Annotated in this window: 16 protein-coding genes; 5 read left to right on the top strand and 11 right to left on the bottom strand. The window is 68.8% G+C overall.

Going from position 1 to position 17571, the window contains the following annotated elements; translation table 11 throughout:
* Positions 1–11 precede the first annotated feature (11 nt).
* Entirely contained in the window at positions 12–353 is a 342-nt protein-coding gene (locus tag AB4Y80_RS00590) for a DUF3263 domain-containing protein (RefSeq protein ID WP_442211304.1), read from the bottom strand.
* A gap of 167 nt (positions 354–520) precedes the next feature.
* On the opposite strand from AB4Y80_RS00590, the gene AB4Y80_RS00585 reads away from it, so the two are divergent.
* Both AB4Y80_RS00585 and AB4Y80_RS00580 read left to right on the top strand, forming a co-directional pair.
* On the top strand, positions 521–1288 hold the full coding sequence (locus AB4Y80_RS00585) for a uracil-DNA glycosylase (RefSeq protein ID WP_442211302.1): 768 nt from the start codon (positions 521–523) through the stop codon (positions 1286–1288).
* Between the two features lie 71 nt (positions 1289–1359).
* On the top strand, positions 1360–2214 hold the full coding sequence (locus AB4Y80_RS00580; RefSeq protein ID WP_442211301.1) for a siderophore-interacting protein: 855 nt from the start codon (positions 1360–1362) through the stop codon (positions 2212–2214).
* An 8-nt stretch (positions 2215–2222) separates the two neighbouring features.
* On the opposite strand, the gene AB4Y80_RS00575 is transcribed toward AB4Y80_RS00580, so the two are convergent.
* Positions 2223–3707, bottom strand: a complete 1485-nt coding sequence (locus AB4Y80_RS00575; protein ID WP_442211300.1) for a threonine/serine ThrE exporter family protein — start codon at positions 3705–3707, stop codon at positions 2223–2225.
* A gap of 24 nt (positions 3708–3731) precedes the next feature.
* Positions 3732–4805: a lipid II:glycine glycyltransferase FemX gene (locus tag AB4Y80_RS00570; RefSeq protein ID WP_442211298.1), complete on the bottom strand. Its 1074-nt coding sequence runs from the start codon at positions 4803–4805 to the stop codon at positions 3732–3734.
* Between the two features lie 162 nt (positions 4806–4967).
* Here AB4Y80_RS00570 and AB4Y80_RS00565 point away from each other — a divergent pair, with 162 nt between their 5' ends.
* Both AB4Y80_RS00565 and AB4Y80_RS00560 read left to right on the top strand, forming a co-directional pair.
* Positions 4968–6398 (top strand): ABC transporter permease, encoded by a 1431-nt coding sequence (locus tag AB4Y80_RS00565; RefSeq protein WP_442211297.1) that lies wholly within the window; start codon positions 4968–4970, stop codon positions 6396–6398.
* 4 nt (positions 6399–6402) lie between these two features.
* Positions 6403–7098: an ABC transporter ATP-binding protein gene (locus tag AB4Y80_RS00560; RefSeq protein WP_442211296.1), complete on the top strand. Its 696-nt coding sequence runs from the start codon at positions 6403–6405 to the stop codon at positions 7096–7098.
* Here AB4Y80_RS00560 and AB4Y80_RS00555 read toward each other — a convergent pair.
* The 6 genes from AB4Y80_RS00555 to mmsB form a co-directional block, all read right to left on the bottom strand.
* Positions 7095–8705 carry an MDR family MFS transporter gene (locus AB4Y80_RS00555; protein ID WP_442211295.1) on the bottom strand — a complete coding sequence of 537 codons (1611 nt, stop codon included), beginning with the start codon at positions 8703–8705 and terminating at the stop codon, positions 7095–7097. The two genes, AB4Y80_RS00560 and AB4Y80_RS00555, sit on opposite strands and share 4 nt — an antisense overlap.
* Complete coding sequence (locus AB4Y80_RS00550; RefSeq protein ID WP_442211294.1) at positions 8702–9322, bottom strand: TetR/AcrR family transcriptional regulator; 621 nt, start codon at positions 9320–9322, stop codon at positions 8702–8704. Before AB4Y80_RS00550 ends, AB4Y80_RS00555 begins: the two co-directional genes overlap by 4 nt.
* Positions 9323–9622: 300 nt before the next feature.
* A complete protein-coding gene (locus AB4Y80_RS00545) occupies positions 9623–10483 on the bottom strand; it encodes an enoyl-CoA hydratase/isomerase family protein (protein WP_442211292.1) in 861 nt (286 codons plus the stop codon).
* Complete coding sequence (locus tag AB4Y80_RS00540; RefSeq protein WP_442211290.1) at positions 10480–11742, bottom strand: CaiB/BaiF CoA transferase family protein; 1263 nt, start codon at positions 11740–11742, stop codon at positions 10480–10482. The genes AB4Y80_RS00545 and AB4Y80_RS00540 overlap by 4 nt, the downstream gene beginning before the upstream one ends.
* Entirely contained in the window at positions 11735–13234 is a 1500-nt protein-coding gene (locus AB4Y80_RS00535) for an aldehyde dehydrogenase family protein (RefSeq protein ID WP_442211288.1), read from the bottom strand. The genes AB4Y80_RS00540 and AB4Y80_RS00535 overlap by 8 nt, the downstream gene beginning before the upstream one ends.
* A gap of 15 nt (positions 13235–13249) precedes the next feature.
* The gene (mmsB, locus tag AB4Y80_RS00530) at positions 13250–14179 is read right to left on the bottom strand and encodes a 3-hydroxyisobutyrate dehydrogenase (RefSeq protein ID WP_442211287.1); all 930 of its coding nucleotides are present in this window, start codon (positions 14177–14179) and stop codon (positions 13250–13252) included.
* Between the two features lie 148 nt (positions 14180–14327).
* Between mmsB and AB4Y80_RS00525 the strand changes: the two genes are divergently transcribed.
* Positions 14328–15245: a LysR family transcriptional regulator gene (locus tag AB4Y80_RS00525; protein ID WP_442211286.1), complete on the top strand. Its 918-nt coding sequence runs from the start codon at positions 14328–14330 to the stop codon at positions 15243–15245.
* 19 nt (positions 15246–15264) lie between these two features.
* Here the strand turns inward: AB4Y80_RS00525 and AB4Y80_RS00520 are convergent, their stop codons facing one another.
* Together AB4Y80_RS00520 and AB4Y80_RS00515 are read right to left on the bottom strand one after the other, a co-directional pair.
* Positions 15265–16068: a 3-hydroxybutyrate dehydrogenase gene (locus AB4Y80_RS00520; RefSeq protein ID WP_442211285.1), complete on the bottom strand. Its 804-nt coding sequence runs from the start codon at positions 16066–16068 to the stop codon at positions 15265–15267.
* Positions 16069–16071: 3 nt separating this feature from the next.
* Entirely contained in the window at positions 16072–17448 is a 1377-nt protein-coding gene (locus AB4Y80_RS00515; protein ID WP_442211283.1) for an MFS transporter, read from the bottom strand.
* Between the last annotated feature and the right edge of the window lie 123 nt (positions 17449–17571).

The raw sequence follows: 17571 nt of genomic DNA, 5'->3' as shown, positions 1-17571 counted from the left end.
GTAGGCGGGCGTCAATTCCCGAGCCGGCGTGCGGTCCGTGCTTTTTGACGCGACGTACGTAGTCTACGCAATCGCTTGACCAGCATGGGGTCGTGTGTCAGGGCGGCGTCCGTGTCGATCAAGGCATTGAGGATTTGATAGTAGTGCGTGGCGGAGAGGTCGAAGATGTCCCGGATGGCCTGTTCCTTGGCGCCGGCGTACTTCCACCACTGGCGTTCCAGCGCCAGCATCTGCGCATCCCGGTCGCTGAGCCCGGACCGGTCGCTGAGCCGGGAGGGGTCGCTGGGCCCGGACTCCGGGTCCGTCCCGGGCCGGTGCGGCACCTCGGGCATGCGCCTTGCTGCTTCGGCCACAACACACTCCAACTTTTCCGCGCGGCGGCATGCCGCGCATGCCGTCCTTTCCCTCCATGATAATGGCGAATCACAGGCGTGTCATTCGCGGTGCGGTGGACAGGGCGGCGCGGTGCACCCCCTGTGGAGGATCCGGCCGGGCGGCAGCCATGGCGGACAATGGAGGCATGGACTCCCTCCCCGGCCTCTTTGAGCTCCCCGCCGCCCACTCCGCCGCCGCGTGGGACGAGGCCGAATTGCGGGCCCTGGACCTGCTGGCGCACGATCCGCTGGCCCTCGTGGCCCCCGATTGGGCGCCGACGCTGGAGGCGCAGTCTGCCACGTTACGCCGGCTGGGCCGGATGCTGCGCGCCGAGTACGACGCCGGCACCGGGTTCCTGCCCCCGCCCACCAAGGTGTTGCGTGCGTTGACGACCCCGCTCGCCGGGGTCAAGGTGCTGCTGGTGGGCCAGGACCCGTACCCCACGCCGGGGCACTCGGTCGGGCTGGCCTTCGCCGTGGACCGGCGGACGCGGCCGCTGCCGCGGAGCCTGAACAACATCTACAAGGAATTGCAGACCGATCTGGGCATCGCCCCCGCCACCCATGGCGACCTGTCCGCCTGGGCCGGCCAGGGCGTCCTGCTCCTGAACCGGGTGCTCACGGTGGCGCCGGGAGCGACGGGATCGCACCGGCGTCGTGGGTGGGAAGAGGTGACGGAGGCCGTCATCACCGCCCTGGCCGGCCGCGACCGGCCCCTGGTCAGCGTGCTCTGGGGCCGGGATGCGCAACGGCTGGCCCCGCTGCTGGCCGGGACCGCCGTGATCGAATCCGCCCATCCCAGCCCGTTGTCCGCCTCGCGAGGGTTCTTCGGCTCACGTCCGTTCAGCCGCGTGAACGAGCAGCTGGCGGCCCAGGGGGCCCCTCCGATCGACTGGGCCCTCCCGGCCGTCTAGGATGGTAAGGACTGCCTAACTTGGCCCGCGGGATTCACCGACCCGCCACGGCCCCACCCCAGGAGTGATGTGTGAATACTGCCGAATCCAGCCCGGAGACCGTCGTTGCGCCGGCCGTGAAGCGCCGCGCCCAGTTCACGCTGCGCGTGCTGCGGACCGAACGGCTCAGCCCGCACATGGTCCGCGTGGTGGCCGGGGGGCCCGATCTGGCCCGCTTTGAGGCCAAGGACGCCACCGACATGTACGTGAAGATCCACTTCCTGCACCCCGGCGTGGACTATGCGGAGCCCGTGGACGTTTTCGGACTGCGGGATAGCATGCCGCGCGAGCAGTGGCCCGCCACCCGCACCTACACGCTGCGGTGGGTGGACATGGCCGCCCAGGAGGTCGCCATCGACTTTGTCGTGCACGGCGCCGACGGCCTGGCCGGGCCGTGGGCCGCCGCCGCCGCCCCCGGGGACCGCATCATCTTCTCCGGCCCGGGCGGGGCGTACCGGCCGGACCCGGACGCCGACTGGTTCCTGTTTGCCGGCGACGAGGCCGCGCTGCCGGCCATCGCCGCCGCCCTCGAGGCGCTGCCGGCCGACGCCGTGGGCCGCGCCTACCTTGAGGTGGACACCGCGGCGGACGTGCAGCCGGTCTCGGCCCCGGCCGGGGTGGCCGTGGCCTGGCTGTTTCGCGACGGCGCCACCCCCGCCGACAGCACGGTGCTCCTTGACGCCGTGGCCGGCGGGCCCTGGCCCGCGGGCCGGGTCGACGCGTTTGTGCACGGCGAACGCGAGTACATGAAGCAACTTCGCGACCTGTTGTTCAAACAGCGCGGCCTGGAACGCGCCCAGGTCTCGCTCTCCGGCTACTGGGCCTACGGCCGGACCGAGGACTACTTCCAGGCCGAGAAAAAGCAGCCCATCGGCAAGATTCTGTAGCCGCCGGGCTACCGCCGCCGGTTGCGGCGGCGGTCCTGGCGTCCCTGCCCGCGCGTGAGCGGGCGGGCCATGTTGTCGCCCAGCACCACCCCGGCCGCCACGGCCAGGATGATGATCAGGGCGTTGAAGATGCCCACGGCGCCGGTCACGGAGTCCTCCGGCGTCAGCGTCATGACGAACATGGCCCGGAAGATGGACAGCCCCACCAGCAGGAACACGATCGACGGCACGGCCACCACCAGCTGGGGCGCCTTCAGGCGCAGGGCGATCACCCGGGCCAGGATGCCCACCAGGACCGCGGCCAGGGCCGGCGCAAACCGGCCGCCCAGGCCCAGCTCGATGCCGATGAAGTACGCCACGTAGCCGGCCACGGCCACCACCATGGTGGGCAGCAGCAGCTTCACGGCCGTTTGTTCGGCGATGCAGATGGCCACGGTGGCCAGAGCCACCAGCGGCAGCTGGACGTAGAGCGGCTGCGAGGCGGCGATGGGCTCGGCCACGTTCAGCCGGTCGGCGCCAAAGAGCGCGCCGGTGACCAGGGCGACGGCGATGCCCGCCACGATGGCGCCAAAGGTCAGGAACGCGGAGAGGAACCGGCCGGCGGCCGTGACGGGGAAGCCGTTGATCGCGTCCTGGACGGCCGAGACGAGCCGTCCCGAGGGAAGCAGGAGCAGGATCCCGCCGGCCACCACCACGGACGGGCTGAGCGGGACGTGCAGGATGAAGCAGAGCACCGCCACCACGGTGACGATGAAGGAGCTGATGGCGGTGACGAAGAAGTCCGGGACCCGCCACTTGCCCAGCCCCCGGGCCACCTGCCCGGCCAGCAGGATGGTCAGCAGCGCCACCAGCATCCCAAACGCCGACCCGCCGATCACCCCGACGACGGCCGCCGCAAAGACGGCCTCGGCCACGGACACCAGCCAGCGCGGGAACGGCTTGGAGCGCTTGATGATGGTGTCGAGCCGGCGGTACGCCTCCTCCCGGGTGACGCCGCCGCTGACGACGTCGGTGACCAGTTCGTGGACCTCCACCAGCCCGGCATAGTTGTTGGTCCAGGACCGCACCACGCGCAGCAAGGTGATGGGCACGCCGTCGCGGTGGGCGTAGTTGATGATGACGGACTGGTTGGTGATGTCGACCTCGATGTTGCGCAGCCCCAGCGCCGCCGTGACGGCAATGATGCTCGTCTCCACCTCCAGGGCGCCGGCCCCGTAACGGAACATGGTCTCGGCCAGGCGCAGGGCGAAGTCAATGGTCTTGCGGGCGGACTCGTCGGCCTTGCCGACCTGGATGGTCAGGTTCGCGTAGGGGCTGCCGGCCAGCCGGTCCACGATGTTCATGGGTGCGGTGGGTGGCGCCTCCCCCTGCACCAGGCGCCGCAGCACGTTGCGGGCGGCCCTGTTGGGCCGCGGCGCCGGCACCAGCGGAATCATCCCGGCCGCGGGCGCGGTGCCGCTGCCGGAATCCCGGTCCTTGGGGTTCTCGCTCATGCGTTCTCCTGTGGCCCCGCCTGGTTAGTAGAACTGTTTCCCGGTGCGGCGCGTGTAGAGCTGGCGGAAGACCCGCTCCCCCGCCGCCATCCAGATCTTGTAGCGCAGCGGGTGCAGCGCCAGGTCCCAGCAGCCGACAAAATCGGTGACCGTCTTGGAGAAGCTGGTCTTGAACAGGCCCAGGCCGTGGTGCGGGTGGGTGGGGTCCTTGAGCCGGGCGGAGGGGGGCGTGCCGCAGAAATCGTACTGGACCGCGCCCAATTCCTTCATGTCGTTGATGGCCACCCACTGCACCAGGTGGGAGTCGCCGTACTGCGAGCGCTTTTGCAGCGACCCGCCGTCCTTGTAGGTGGCCTTGGCGCCGTAGTTGATGACGAACGCGCCCACGGAGGCGACGCCGTCCTCGTAGACGAAGTAAAACCGGCCCTGGCCGCGGCCGGCGAACTCCGTCCAGAACTGGCGGTAGTAGTCGTAGCCGCGGGCCTGGCTGGTGGACTTGGCGGTGATGGTGCCCACCATGAGGTCGTACATGGTCCGCATGGTGGACTCGGTGGGGTCCATGCGCACCACGTCCACCTCCTCGCGGAGGGCCCGGCGGACGGCGTTGCGCCCGCGCGAGTGCAGCTTGCGCAGCAACTCGTTGGCGTCCGGGGAGATGTCCAGCAGCGCGGTGCTGTCATTGGGCTGCAGGTCCGCCACCTTGACCAGGCCGGCCCCGGCGAGCACCGCGCGGGCCTCGGCGGAGTCGATCACATCCGGTTCGACCTTGACGGCGAACACACCGAGCCGGGCCGCCGCGGTGAAGGTGCGCAGGGCCTGGAGCATGGCCGGCAGGTCCGCCACGTCGGCGGCGTCGGGGCCCTTGATCAGGTACCAGAGCGCGCCTAGAACGGGAAACTTCTTCTCCAGCACCAGGTTGTAGCTGGTGTAGGCGGGGCCCTCGAGCGCGATGAATTGGGTGTTCCAGCCATGGTTTTTCTTCACGGCGGCAAACGCGGCGGACTGCAGCAGATTGCCGCCATTGGGGTTCGCGGTGACCAGCGTGTCCCACTGGTCAATCTCGGCTGCGGTGGCAAATCGGGCGGTAAATTCCAGCAAGGGACCCTCTATTACATTGGCATGTGTTCGCGTCCCCCAGTCTACCGGGCCAGATTCTCACAGCCCACGCACAGCCCACGCTCATAGTTCGTCCTGCCGCCCGCCAGAGCATGGGATCCGGAGGACCACCGCCAAGGTGGTCACAGTCGTAGGGAGCAAGTCATGGGTGTGGTTTCCCGAAGCGTGGGCAACGCGTTTCGCAACAAGGTGCGCAGCGGCGCCGTCGTGGTGATCCTGGCGGTGGCGATCGGACTGGCCCTGGCCATGCTGGTGGCCAACCAGGCCGTCGGCGCCAAGGTCGATTCGCTCAAGGCCTCCGTGGGCACCAATCTCACGGTCAATCCGGCCGGTTCACGCGGCGGCCTCGGCGGCGGGGAGCCATTGACGACGGCGGAGCTCACCCGGGCGGCCGGCGTCGCACACGTCACCTCGGTCACCGGTTCGCTGACCGTCCGGCTCGCGAACGCCGCCCAGTCGGCGGCCACGGGCACCGGGGCGGGGCAGGGCGGCCAGACCCAGGCCGCCGGACCCGGCCGGTTCGGCACCAGCGGCACCACCAGCCTGCTCTCCGCCGTGGACCCCGGTACCCTGGGCAACCGCAACACCACCGAGGGCGGCGGCACTTCCACCCCGCGGCGGGCGTTCACCATCCCCATCCAGGCGACCGGCGTGGCGGCCTCCGTCACGGCGGCCGGCGCGGCCGTCAACGTCACCGGCGGCGCCCAGCTGACGGACTTCACCGCGAATTCCACGCAGGCCCTGGTCGGCACCACGCTGGCCGCCAAGAATTCACTCAAGGTGGGCTCAACCTTCACGGTGGCGGACCGCACCCTGAAAGTCACCGGCATTTTTGACGCCGGCACCGTGTTCGACAACAACGCCATCTACCTGCCGCTGGCGGCCACCCAGACGCTCACCGGCCAGGCGGGCCAGCTGAGCAGCCTGACCGTGGCCGTGGACAGCATCGAGAACGTCGCCGCCACCCAGACCGCGCTGACCGCGGCCCTGGGCGCGGACAAGGTGGATGTCACGAGCGGCTCCGCCAACCTGCAATCGGCCATCACGTCGCTGGGCAGCGTCCAAAGCATCTCCTTCATCGCGTTCATTGCCTCCCTCGTCACGGCCGGGCTGATCGTGCTGCTGATCATGATCATGGTGGTGCGTGAACGGCGCCGGGAGATCGGCGTGTTGAAGGCGATCGGCGCCTCCAACCGCACCATCGGCGTCCAGTTCGTGTTCGAGGCGCTCGTGCTGGTGGTTCTGGGCACCGTGGTGGGCGCGGCGGTGGCCTCCCTTGCCAGCAACCCGATCGTCGGCGCCCTCGTGGCCGGCAACACCTCCTCCGGCGCCGGGGCCGGCCCGGTGCGCACCGCCGCGGGCGGGCCGGCCGTCGGGTTCGGCGGCGGATTCACCCGGGCGCGGGGCGTCTTTGCCGGCGCCGACCAGCTGATCGGCACCATCAGCACCTCCGTCGGCTGGCAGACCGTGGCCATCGGCGCCGCCGGCATCGTGCTGATCGCCGTCGTCGGCGCGCTTGTTCCCGCCCTGCTGACCGCCAAGGTCCGCCCCATCGAAGTCCTGCGAGGAGAGTAAGACCATGTTGACCGTGACAAACGTAGTAAAGGCATTCAATTCGGGGGACCGGACCATCAAGCCTGTCAACGGCGTGAGCTTCAGCCTGGCGCAGGGCACGTTCGCGGCCATCCTGGGCAAGAGCGGCAGCGGCAAAAGCACGCTGCTCTCGCTCCTGGGGGCCCTGGACAAGGCGACGTCCGGCGACGTCGTGGTGGACGGGGTGAACATCTCCGCCCTGCCGGACGGGAAGCTGACCGCCTACCGATGCCACGACATCGGGTTCGTCTTCCAGCAGTACAACCTGATCCCGAACCTCTCGGCCAAGGAGAACGTCATGCTGCCGATGGAGTTTGCCGGCGTGTCGCACGCCGAGCGGAGCAGGCGGGCCGCGGAGCTGTTGAACCAGGTGGAGCTGACCGAGGAGATGCACGCCCGGAAGGCGAACCGGCTCTCCGGCGGCATGCAGCAGCGCGTGGCCATTGCCCGGGCCCTAGCCAATCAGCCGAAGCTGGTCCTGGCCGATGAACCCACCGGGAACCTGGATGATGAAACGGGCGAGCTCATCATCGCCCTGCTGCGCCAGCTGGCGCACGAGAAGAAGACCACCATCTTGGTGGTCACGCACGACCACGCCCTCGCCGCCGAGGCGGACCGGAAGTTCCGCCTGGCCCGCGGCACCCTCACCGAGGACCCCGCCCCGGGGGGCGACGCCGGCTAGGGGCGCGGGTCGGGGCCGGCCGCGGCGTCGTCCCGGCTGAGGTCCTGCTCAAACTCGGCGAGCTCGGCAACGTCCACGGGGGTTTCGCGGTCGATCTTGGTCGCCAGCGGGACCTCCTTGAGGAAGCAGAGGACGACGGCGGCGAGCACGGCCACCGGCACCATCCACAGGAACAGCGGGATGAGGGCCTCGTTGTAGGACTCGATGACGACCGCCTTCAGCGGCGCGGGCAGGCCGTTGACCAGGTGCGGGGTGAAGGAGTTGCTGGCTTCCCCGGTCCCGCCGGGCATGCGCGCCGCGATGAGGTCCTTGAGCCGGGAGGCGAAGACGGCGCCGACGACGGCGGACCCCAGGGTGGCGCCGACCTGGCGGAAGTAGTTCTGCCCGGCGGTGGCGGTGCCTACAAACTTCAGCGGGAACGAGTTTTGCGCCACGAGGGTCAGGATTTGCATGCTGGCGCCGAGGCCGACGCCCATGAGCCCGAGGTAGATGCAGATCAGGTAGACGGGCGAGTCCGCATGGATGGTGGCCAGCAGGACCAGCGCCGCGGCCAGGATGAGCGACCCCACGATCGGGGCGAGCTTGTAGCGCCCGGTGATGGACACGCGCCGGCCGATGATCACCGAGGCCACCAGCAGGCACCCCATCATCGGAATCATGAGCAGCCCGGCCTCGGTGGCGGAGTAGCCGGTGGCCATTTGCATGTACGTGGGGATGTAGCCGATGACGCCAAACATCGCGATGCCGGTCAGCAGGCCCGCCACCGTGGTCAGGTTGAAGTTGCGGTTGCGAAAGAGCATCATCGGCATGACCGGTTCGCTGACCTTGTTTTCCACCACCACGAACAGCACGCCGGTGACGACCGCCATGACGCCCAGGCCGATGATTTCCGGGGAATTCCAGGCGTACTGGGAGCCGCCCCACGTGCCCACGAGCACCAGGGCCGTGGTGGCCAGGGCGATGAGCATCATGCCCAGGTAGTCGATCTTGGGCCGGACGGCGTTGACCACCCTGGGCACGTGCAGCAAGAAGATGGTGGCCAGAATGGCCAGCACGGCCAGTGGCACGTTCATCCAAAACGTCCAGCGCCAGCCCGGCCCCTCGGTCAGACCGCCGCCAATGAGCGGTCCGGCGACGGAGGAAAACGCGAAGACGCCGCCCATGATGCCCATGTACTTGCCGCGTTCCCGGGCGGGCACGACGTCGGCGATCGTGGCCTGCGAGAGAATCATCAACCCGCCGCCGCCCAGACCCTGCACCACGCGGGCCACGATGAGCACGGTCATGTTCGGGGCAAGCGCGCCCAGCACCGAGCCAATCATGAAGATCCCGATCGCTGCCAACAGCATGGGCTTGCGGCCCAGCAGATCCCCAAGCTTGCCGTACACGGGCATCATGATGGTCGAGGCCAGGATGAACGCCGTGATGACCCAGGCCATGTGTTCGACGCCGTTGAGCTCCCCCACCAGCGTGGGCAGGGCGCTGGAAAGCATCGTCTGGTTCAGCGACGCCAGCAGCATGGTGACCATCAGGCCGGAGAACAAGAGGGCAATGCTGCGTTTGGCGCCGGGATCCGCCGGCGCCGCAGCTTCAGGTGTCAGGCTCATAGGGTTGCTTGGACTGCCTTTCTAAAGATTTCAATGGATTCGTCCACGGTCGCACTGCCCTCGACAAAGGGGGCCGCGGGGTCCCGCCGGTAGGCGAAGCGCAGCACGGTTCCGGCCAGCATCAGCAGCGCGCTGGCTCCCTCGCGGCCGACGGGGAAGCCGGCCCGGGCCGCATCGTCGTCGTACCGTTCCATCAGCACGGATTCCACCAGTTGTTCGGCGGCGCTCACGTGCTGGGACATCCGGGTGCGCAGCTCCGGGAACTTCGCCGTGAGCTCCTTGCGCCGGACCGCGGAGGACGCGTCGGGGAACATGGTGCGGATCACGTCCAACATCAGGTGCACCGTGCGGCCAAACGTGTCGGTGCCCTCGCCCGCCCGGAATGCCGCGACGGCGTCCTCGGTCAGGGACGGCGCCTGGGTGCCCAGGACGGCATCTTCCTTGGTGGCGAAGTAGTTGAAGAACGTCCGCTTCGAGACCCCGGCGGCCTCGGCGATGGCCTCCACGGTGGCGTGGATCGGCCCCTCTTTCAAGACCAGCGACGACGCGACGTCGTGGATCAGGGCCCAGGTGTCCAGCCGGTTTCGCTCGCGCAGCGGGACGGGAGTTTTTTGCATGATTACAGCTTATGCACCCGAGCAAAAGTTGCACAAGTGCAAAGTTTGCTTCGGTGCATGTGATTGCTCACAGTCCGACCGGAGGGGAGGCCCAACGCGAACCAACGTCTACCAACGCCCACCAACGCGAACCAACGCGAACCAACGCGAATCAATGCGAACCACCCCCAACGCCCACCAACGCGAACTGACCCGCAAAAGATGTCGAAAAATCGCGAGAATTCGCGATTTTTCGACATCTTTTGCGGGTCAGTTGCGGGACGGGGTCAGTTGCGGAACGGGGTCAGCGGAATGGGCCAGTCAGCGGGAGGGGCGGAGCCAGGTGAACTGCGGGGTCCCCTTGGCCAGGAACGCGGCGATGCCGATCCGCGGGTCCGCGCTGGCGGCCATCTCGCGCTGCCAAAAGCCGTTGCGCTCGGCCAGCTCGGACTCGCCCACGCCGCCGCTGATGGCATTGACGAGGTCCTTTTGCGACTGGATGGAGAATTGCGAGCGCCCGGCCAGGTGCAGGGCGTACGCGTGGACATCCTCCCAGAAAGCGTCCACGCCCATGACGCGGGCGGCCAATCCCAGCCGCACCGCCTCCAGGGCGTTGACGAAGTCGCCACCGAACAGCAGGTACTTGGCGGTCGCGGGTCCCACGAGTTCCACCAGCCGGCGGATGCCGGAGAGCGGGTACACGATCCCGATCTTGGCCGGGGTGATGCCGAAGATCGCATTTTCGGAGGCCAGGCGGATGTCGCACGCCCCGGCGATCTGCCAGCCGCCGCCCACACAATAGCCGTCAATGGCCGCGATGGTGGGCTTGCGGACCCCGGCCAAGGCCTCCTCGGCGACGGTGATGTCGCCGCCGTCGTGCTGGCCCGTGGCGGGGTCGTGCAGGATGCTTTCCAGCGAGGCAATGTCCGCCCCGGCGGAGAAGTGCCGGCCCGCGCCGCGGACCACCACCACCTTCACGGAGTCGTCCGCGTCCAGCCCGGCCAGGAGCTCGGCGAACTGCTGCCACATGTCCTGGGTGATGGCGTTGCGCATGCCGGGGTTGTCCATGACCAGCGTGGCCACCGGCCCGGACTGCTCAACCCGCAGCCGGCCCGGCGCCTTCGCCGCGGCCCGGGGCGGACTCGCGCCCGTCCCGGTGGACACGGCGGCCCCGGCGCTCATGCCCGCACGTCCGTCGCCGGCATGGCCGTCCCGGAAGCGGCCGTCGCCGGCACGGGCGCCAGCACGATGCCGGCGTCCACCAGCCCGGCGATCTGCTCCGCACTCAGGGACAGGCCCTCGAGCACGGCCAGGGTGTCCTCCCCCAGGGCGGGCGGGGCCTTGCGGATCACGGGTGCGGTGCGGTTGACGGAGATGGGTCCGCGGATCAGCGGCAGGGCGGTGCCGTCGCTGCGGTGCACGGTTTGGACCATCTCCAGCGCCCGGACCTGGTCGTCGGCGAAGGCCTGCTCGTAGTTGTAGATGGGGCCGGCCGGGATCTTGGCCGCCCGCAGCTCCAGGAGCCAGCGGCCCGCCGCGCCCTTGGCCAGGAGGTCCTCCAGCACGGACTTGAGCGCATGCCGGTTGACGTTGCGCAGCTTGCCCGTGAGGTAGTCCGGGTGGTCGGCCAGCTCCGGATCCCCCAGCAGCCCGCACAGGACCCGCCACTGGGTCTGGTTGCCGACGGCGATGATGATTGGGATGTCCCCGGTGCGGAATACCCCGTAGGGGGAGAGCACCGGGTGGTTGTTGCCCTGCGGCACCGGCACCTCGCCGCTGCTAAGGAACTTTTGGCCCTGGAAGGCGGCCAGCGCCAGCCCGGTTTCCAGCAGCGACGTCGAGACCTCCATGCCCTCGCCGGTGCGGTGCCGGCCCACCAGGGCCGCGGCGATGCCGAGGGCGGTGTTGATGCCCGAGACCATGTCCACGATCGGCACGCCCACCCGGTACATGGTCGAGGCGTCGGCGCCGGTGACGGACATCAGCCCGGTCATGCCCTGGGCCACCTGGTCCAGCCCCGGCGCCTGGCTCAGCGGGCCGGTGGCACCAAAGCCGCTGACGGAGGCGATGATGATCCCCGGCTTGGCCTCGCGCAGCAGGTCCGGATCCAGCCCCATGGTGCTCAGCACGCCCGGGCGGAAGTTCTCCACCACGACGTCGGCGCTCAAGGCCAGCTGCCAGAGCAGCTCCCGGCCCTCGGGGCTGTAGAAGTCGATCGCGATGGACTGCTTGCCCCGGTTGGTCGAGTCAAAGTACAGGCTGTGGTCGTTTTCAAACGGCGGCCAGGACCGGCTGGAGTCGCCGCCCTTGATGCTTTCGGTCTTGATGATCTCGGCGCCGAGGTCCCCCAGCAGGGCGGTCGCGTAGGGGCCGGCCAGCGCGCGGCTGAGGTCCAGGACGCGGATCCCCTCCAACGGCAGGGCGGTGCCAGGCTTACCCATTGGACACCCCGCGCAGGGCCACGTTGATCTGCTTGGTCTGGGTGAACCCGGCCAGCATGCCCTCCAGGGACACCTCGCGGCCGAGGCCGCTTTGCTTGTAGCCGCCGTAGGACTGCCCCACGACCTGCCCGCCGCCCTGGTTGACCTGCACCCAGCCGGCGTCGATCCGGTGGGCGGTGTTCAGCGCGTTGTCCAGGTTGTGGCTCCACACGTACGCCGCCAGCCCGTAGTTGGTGTCGTTGGCCATGCGGATCACGTCGGCGGTCTCCCGCCACGGGATCGCGACCAGGACTGGGCCGAAGATTTCCTCCTGGGCCAGCCGGAACTCGTTGTGGGCGCCGCTGAACACGGTGGGCAGGTGGTAGTAACCCTCGGTCAGGGCCCCCTCGCTGGGGGCGTTGCCGCCCAGGACCGCCGTCATGCCGGGGGTGGCGCGGCCCTCGTTGAGGTAGTCGGTGATGGAGGAGTGCTGCTTGAGGTTGATGACCGCACCCATGTCGGTGGCCTCGTCCAACGGGTCCCCCACCTTCAGGGCGCCGAGCTTGGCGGTGAGCCGGGCCAGCACGTCGTCGTAAATGTCCTCGTGCAGGAACAGCCGGGAGCCGGCCGTGCAGCTTTGGCCCTGGCGGGTGAAGCGGGAGGCCATCAGCAGGCCGTCGATGAGCTGGTCGTCGACCGCGTCCGGGAACACGATGGACGGGTTCTTTCCGCCCAGTTCCAAGGACATGTGCGCCAGGCGCGCCCCGGCCTGGGCCGCAACCTGCCGGCCCACCTCGGTGGAGCCAGTGAAGGAGACCTTGTCGACGCCGGGGTGGTTGGCCAGGGCGTCCCCGATCACGGAGCCGCGGCCGGTCAGGGCGTTGACGACGCCGGCCGGCAGGTGCTTGTTGCAGACCTCGGCCAGCAGCAGGATGGTCAGCGGGGCGTCGTCGGCGGCCTTCATGATGACCGTGTTGCCGGCCGCGAGCGCCGCCGGGATCTTGAACGCGGCGATCATCAGCGGCGAGTTCCAGGGCAGGATGCAGGCCACCACGCCGAGCGGTTCCAGGCGGGTGTACTGCAGCTGGTTCTCCCCGGCCGGAAGCGTGGTGCCCTTGACCTCCCCGGCGATGCCGGCAAAGTAGCGGAACAGCGAGACCATGGTGGTGGCCTCCGGGCGGGCCTGGGTGCGCAGGGCGTTGCCGGTGTCCAGGGCGGTCAGGCGGGCAAATTCCTCGATGCGCGCCTCGAGCTCGTCGGCGATCGCCAGCAGGGCCTTGGCCCGGCCGGTGAAGTGCTGGCCGCGCCAGGCCGGGAAGGCGGCGCGGGCGGCCTCGACGGCCCGGTCGACGTCCTCGACGGTCCCGGCCGGGACCCGGCCGATGACCGTTTCGCGGCGGGCCGGGTTGAAGACGTCGCGCCACTGCGAGCCGGCGGAAACCGTCTGCGAACCATTGATCCACATCGGGTAGTCCTGGATGGCGGGTGCGGCGTGCGTTGAAACATCAGTCATGGCAAATTACCTTCTTTATCCGAGGAGGGTGGAGGAGCCGGCGACTGCCGGGCTGGGCAGGGTCCCGTCCACCAAAGACACGATCATGGTGCAGTCCTTGCCGCCCTGGTCCGCGTCGATCAGGCGCTGGAACAGCTGCTGGACATGCTCGCCGATTTCCAGCGGGGTGTCCGTGCTGCGGGCCGCGGCAATGGCCAAGTTAATGTCCTTGTTGGCCAGCTCCGCGGTAAAGGTGGGGGCAAAGTCGTGGTTGGCGGCCGAGTTGGCGACGACGCCGGCAATCGGGTACCAGGTGCGCAGCGCCCAGCTGTCGCCGGAGGAGACGGAGGCGATGTCCCAGAACACCTTCTTATCCAGGCCCAGGCGCTCGGCCAGCACCGCGCCCTCGGAGGTGGAGGCCAGGTTGATGAAGAGCATCAGGTTGTTGCAGATCTTCGCGGCCTGGCCGGTGGTGGCGCCGCCGGTGGGGATGATGTTCGCGGCCATGGGCTTGATGTATTCGGAGGCGTCGGACACGGCGCCGCCCTCCCCGCCGATCATGAAGGTCAGGGTGCCGGCGGTGGCCCCGCTCATGCCGCCCGAGACCGGGGCGTCCACAAATCGGAAGCCGGCCGCCGCGGCGGCGTCGTGCACGGCCTGTGCGGAGTCGATGTCGATCGTGGAGGAATCAACCAGCAGTGTTTTGGTGACCGCGTTGGCGAGGATGCCGGCGTCGCCGAAGTACACGGCGCGCACGTGATCGCCCTTGGGCAGCATGGTGAAGACGACGTCGGCGCCGGCCACTGCCTCGGCGACGCTGCCGACGGCCGTCACCCCGTTCTCCACCGCGGCGGCCAGCGCGGCCGCGCTGAGGTCAAAACCCTTGACGGTATGCCCCGCCTTGACCATGTTGGCGGTCATGGGCCCACCCATGTTGCCCAAACCAATCCACGCCACAACTGCCATGATGAAAGCCCCTTCGCTCACTTGTCTCATTATGCCCCGGCCAGAAACGATTTATCCGGGCATGACAACCATCACATCCTGCTAGAGTGCAAACAAGACCGAAAACGGCAGAGTACCTGTGCAAGGATGCACTTCGAGGAGGAGCCCGGTGGAGTTCAAGCGGTTTCCGAGCCCGGATGACTTGTTGATCCTGCTCACCGTGGCCCGCCTGGGCCGCTTTACGGCCGTCGCGGACGCGCTCGAGACCACGCACACCACCGTGTCCCGCCGGATCCTGGCCCTGGACAAGCAGCTGGGCGGGCGGACCCTCGAGCGCACGCCCCAGGGGTGGGAGCTGACCGAGCTGGGCCGGGCGGCGGTCACGGCCGCGGAGGGGATCGAGCTCAGCCTGGGCACCCTGGCGGCCGGGCTGGAGGCGGGCGTGGACATCGTCTCCGGCGTGGTGCGGGTGAGCACGTCGGACGGTTTCGGCGCGCTGATCGCCACCCCGGCACTGGTGCGGCTGCAGAAGAAGCATCCGCTGTTGCGGGTGGAATTGCTCAGCGCCACGCGCCGGCTGAGCCAGAACCGCTCCGGCGTCGACCTGGAGGTCGTGGCGGGGCGGGTGGAGGCGGGCCGGGCACAGACCATCCTGCTCTCCGAGTACACGCTGCGGCTGTACGCCGGCGTGGGGTATGCCCGCGACTACAAGATGCCCCAGACCGTGGCCGAACTGAAGAACCACCGTTTCATCTCCTATGTGGAGTCAACGCTGCAGGTGGCCGAGCTGGGCCACCACCCCAAGACGCTCACCACGGATCCGGCCGAGTTCCAGTCCACCAGCGTGTTTGCCCAGATCGAGGCCGTCCGGGCCAATGGCGGGATCGGCATGCTGCCGGCCTTCATGGTGGACCACCTGGACGGGCTGGTCCGGGTGCTGCCGCGGGAGGTGGAGCAGCGGGTGGGGTATTGGGCCGCCGCCCGGCAGGAGTCGCTGCGTTCTCCGGCCGTGCAGGCCGTCGTGGCCGCCTTCTTGCACGAAACCCGCCGCCGGCGCAGCGACCTGCTGCCCGACGACGGGTCCTGATCCCCGCCCGGGGCGCGGCTCAGGCCGTCCAGCCGCCGTCCATGACGTAGGAGGAGCCGGTGACCATGGCGGACTGGTCGGATGCGAGCCAGGACACCAGGTTGGCGATCTCCTCCGGCTCGACGAGCCGCTTGATCGCGTTCTTGGCGAGCATGACCTCGGCCAGCACCTGCTCGGCCGGGATGCCGTGGGTTTTCGCCTGGTCGGCGATCTGGCCTTCCACCAGGGGCGTGCGCACGTAGCCGGGGTTCACGCAATTGCTCGTGACGCCGTGTTCGCCGCCCTCGCGGGCGGTGACCTTGGAGAGCCCCTCCAGCCCATGCTTGGCCGCCACATACGCGGATTTGTAGCTCGAGGCGCGCAGGCCGTGGATGGAGGACATATTGATGATCCGGCCGTGGCCCTGCGCGTACATGTGCGGCAGGGCGGCCCGGATGAGCAGGAACGGCGCCTCGAGCATGATGGTCAGGATGCGCCGGAACGCGGCCGGATCAAAGTCCTCAAGGGGGCTGATGGTCTGGATGCCGGCGTTGTTGACCAGGATGTCGACCTCCAGGCTCAGCGATTCCAGGGCGGAGGTCTCCAGCAGGTCCACCTCCCAGGACTCGCCGCCGACCTGGGCGGCGACCGCCGCGGCGGCGGCCCCGTCCCGGTCGGCGACGATTACGTGGGCGCCCCGGGCGGCGAGCGCCCGGGCGCAGGCGGAGCCCAGGCCGCCCGCGCCGCCGGTGATGAGCGCCCGCTTTCCGGCCAGGCCGTCAGGCGCGGGTGCGCCTGGGCGGGCTTGGGCGGCGGGGGCGGCCTCGGTTCCTAGCGTGGGCATCGCTTAGACGGCCTTTGCTGCGGCACTGGCCAGGGCCAGCGTGCCGGCGGCGTCGGCCTCGTCGACATCCTGCAGCGAAATGCCCTTGGTCTCCTTCAGGCACAGGACGGCGACGGCGGTCACCATGCAGGCGCCGAGCAGGTACAGGGCCACCGGGACGGAGGACTTGTAGTGTTCCAGCAGGGCGGTGGCGATGATGGGGGCCATGGACCCGGCCACAATGGAGGTGACCTGGTAGCCCAGGGACACGCCGGAGTAGCGCATGCGGGTGGGGAACATCTCCGCCATGATGGACGGCTGGCCGGCATACATGAGCGCGTGGAACATCAGGCCGATCGTGACCGACGCCAGGATCATGAAGTCGTCCTTGGTGTCCATCATCGGGAAGGCGAAGAAGCCCCACGTGGCACCGGTCAGGGCGCCCAGCATGTAGGTGGGCTTGCGGCCAATCGCATCGGAGAGCTTGCCGACCAGCGGGACCACGCAGAAGTGGATGCCGTGGGCCACCAGGAGCAGCAAGAGGATGCGGGACGTGTCGAGGTGGAGGATGACCTTCAAATAGGTGACGGAAAAGGTGACCACCAGGTAGTAGAGGATGTTCTCGGCAAAGCGCAGGCCCATGGCGGTGAACACGCCGCGGGGGTAGCGGCGCAGCACCTCAAAGACACCGTAGCCGGCATTCGGGTTGGTCTGGATTTCCTCGTGCGCCTTCAGGAAGATGGGGGCGTCGCTGACCTTGGTGCGGATGTAGTAACCGATCAGCACGATCACGGCGGAGAGCCAGAAGCCCACGCGCCAGCCCCAGCCCAGGAACGCGGCCTCGCTGAGGGTGGAGGAGAGGAAGAGCAGGACGCCGGTGGCGAGCAGGTTGCCCATGGGCACGGCCGACTGCGGCCAGGAGGCCCAGAAGCCGCGGGACTTGTTGGGGCTGTGCTCGGCGACCAGCAGGACGGCACCGCCCCATTCACCGCCGACGGCGAAGCCCTGGAGGAACCGCAGGGCCACGAGCATGGCCGGGGCCCAGTAGCCGACCTGGTCAAAGCCCGGCAGGCAGCCCATCAGGAAGGTGGCGACACCGACCAGGATGATGCTCAGCTGCAGGAGCTTCTTGCGGCCGTACTTATCGCCAAAGTGGCCAAAGACGATCCCGCCGATCGGCCGGGCAACGAAGCCGACGGCGTAGGTCAGGAACGCGGCCATGATGCCGTCGAGCTCGGATCCGGCATTGGGGAAGAACATCTTGCCAAAGACCAGGCTCACGGCCGTGGCATACAGGAAGAACTCATACCACTCGACCACGGTGCCGGCCATGGAGGCCGCGACGACCTTGCGCAGCCCGGACTCCCTGGTCGATTGCTTCGGCACGTTGTTTGTACTCATGTATTCCTCCTGAGGTGCCGGGCACCGGCACGCATGTCTTCTTTGACGGAATGGGGCCATCCCGGCGTCCGTGGTGTAATCCGTGGTGTGACACGCGCCACGCCTCGCGAGGGCCCTGATGAG

It is taken from the genome of Specibacter sp. RAF43 (genome assembly GCF_052114065.1).
Taxonomy (GTDB): Bacteria; Actinomycetota; Actinomycetes; order Actinomycetales; family Micrococcaceae; genus Specibacter.
Note: the sequence above shows the minus strand (reverse complement) of the source record. Positions and strands in the feature narration are given on the sequence as shown.